This window comes from Thermodesulfovibrionia bacterium (assembly GCA_030646035.1).
Lineage (GTDB): Bacteria > Nitrospirota > Thermodesulfovibrionia > UBA6902 > UBA6902 > JACQZG01.
In genome coordinates, this window is sequence record JAUSMY010000006.1 from 1 (window position 1) to 2021 (window position 2021).

Below are 2021 nucleotides of genomic sequence, written 5' to 3' on the forward strand. Positions count from 1 at the left end.
AAATGGTAGTTCTAACTTGGTAAACAGTTCATTTCCCTGCTTTTCCGCTAAAGATAAAACAAAATCCGGCTCAATTGACCAAGCATAAGCCAGCAGGCCACGAAGGTGGGCAACATAGTCTCCACTGAGATACCCCTTGCCATAAAGGTGTAGCTTTGCGCGAATGTCGCGTTTTCGCTCCCTCCCCAATGACACCTTTTGATCCGGGGTGATCGTTAATCCAACGAGCGTTCTGTTGTATCTCTTGGAGACATTCACTGTCTTCTTCTCGTTTATCGCTAGTTTCGGAGACTCGGTAGATAAAGTCAATCTATTTACTTCTGCTTCTATTTCCCTGAGCGTATCTCTATTTTTCGTTGAAAATGCAAGGTCATCAGCATATCGACTGTATGTGACTTCCCTTTCCCCGCAAAAGGAACTGATACTTTTGTCAAACTCAAACAACATGGAGTTAGAGATCGCAGGAGATGATGGTGCTCCAATTGACAAACCAAAACTACCATCTAATTTGTTTCGCCAAGCGACGATGTTTATAAAAATGTCAAGATCTTCTTTTTTTAGATTCGAATGAAGTTCTGCGTGCTTCCTAATATCGGCAGCAGTGATGGATGGAAAGAAATTTTTGAAGTCAAGCTTTAGAAGGTACTTTGAGTCGACATGTCTACGAACATGATCGGCGATTGATCGTTCTGCTACATACGCAGTTGCTGCCTCATGTACTGGCCATTTGCCAATTATCCTGTCGTGCAGGATGCGCTGTAGAAGCTTGACCTCCGGCGCAGGCTGTGCAATGGTTCGAACTGACTTTCCATCCCTTTTCGGTATTTGATAGACCTTATATCGCCGTGATGCAGTCGCAATGATCGCCAAGAGCTCTTCTTTTTCAAATGGGACCTCGCGTAGAAGTAATTGGAGCAAATTCATACGCCTACTTCTTTCGGGAAAAATTTCTGAAAGACTTTTCCTCTATCTGCAGGATTGCGATTAGTCAGTATTTTGGTTTGTAGCCGAGCACGATTAAATTTTTCATGCGGTGTTCTACCTTTGAAATCTAAATATTTTGTTCCCCGCGTTGCTGGTCCAAAGTAGTCTATTCCACCGTACCTACGCTTTCTAACCAGTCCTGACTTTTCTAGTGTGAAGAGAATTTGCTCGATTCGGTGATCATTAACGCTTACGTGGAAATGTTCAAATAGTAGTTTGATGTCGGTAAATGTTACAACTTCGATGAGAGCTATAAGGTCTAGAGCAAGGGCGAACTGATGCTGCTTATCGACCGGTGTAAATGCTCGCCTAGTTTTGTTGCCATCCATCTTTCTCAAAATAGCGGTATTGATTACATTAATATCGTTCAATATTTCCGTTTCGTCTTGAGCAGGCACTACACAAACACTGTGTTTATCCCTTTTCTCCAATTGGCGAAGTGGACCTAGGCTAATGAAAGACTTGATAGGGTGACGATCCCCAGTTACCACTATTAATAAGCGGTCTTTTAGGGACTCAATTTGAGAGAAAGCGCCCAATTCAGCAATTGATCCAGATGCTTCCAGAAAGACGGCAATTGCTGCGGTCAGATACCCTAGATCCGCTTCAAAAAGCAGCAAATCGTCGTAGGTATTGAAGTTGTTCCAGTCCTCGTAGCTCTCTGGCATGAGAACCTTGGACCGCAAGTCAGTCGAATTGGCAGCCAGCCATTGCACATATGCATCGCGACAGCTTTTTGGCGGGGATCCGTCAGCAATCTCTTTCTGGCTTGACAGTGTGCCACCGAAAATTGCGACAAGATCTGGTAATGAGTCAACAGTTCCACCATCTGGGGATACGGTTGACTTAACAAGTTCCACTTCGTTTTGGGCCATAAAAAGAGCTCTGATACCCTGATTACAGGCACTAAATCGGACTTGCGGCCACTCGTGACAGACTTGGCGCGAGTGGCCGCAGGGCCGATTTCGTGCCGTCGATGTCACTCAATTTATTTCAGTCTGGCAAATCGCCCGACTATGGCTAGTTACCTTCACCAC

2 protein-coding genes are annotated in these 2021 nt (G+C 44.7%); both read right to left on the reverse strand.

Translation table 11 applies throughout. From position 1 onward, the window contains the following. Positions 1-924, reverse strand: a 924-nt coding sequence (locus Q7U10_00335; GenBank protein ID MDO8281068.1) for a retron St85 family RNA-directed DNA polymerase, incomplete at its 3' end; no start/stop codon positions are given. After that, positions 921-1859, reverse strand: a complete 939-nt coding sequence (locus Q7U10_00340) for a retron St85 family effector protein (GenBank protein ID MDO8281069.1) — start codon at positions 1857-1859, stop codon at positions 921-923. The genes Q7U10_00335 and Q7U10_00340, both read right to left, overlap by 4 nt. Positions 1860-2021 lie beyond the last annotated feature (162 nt).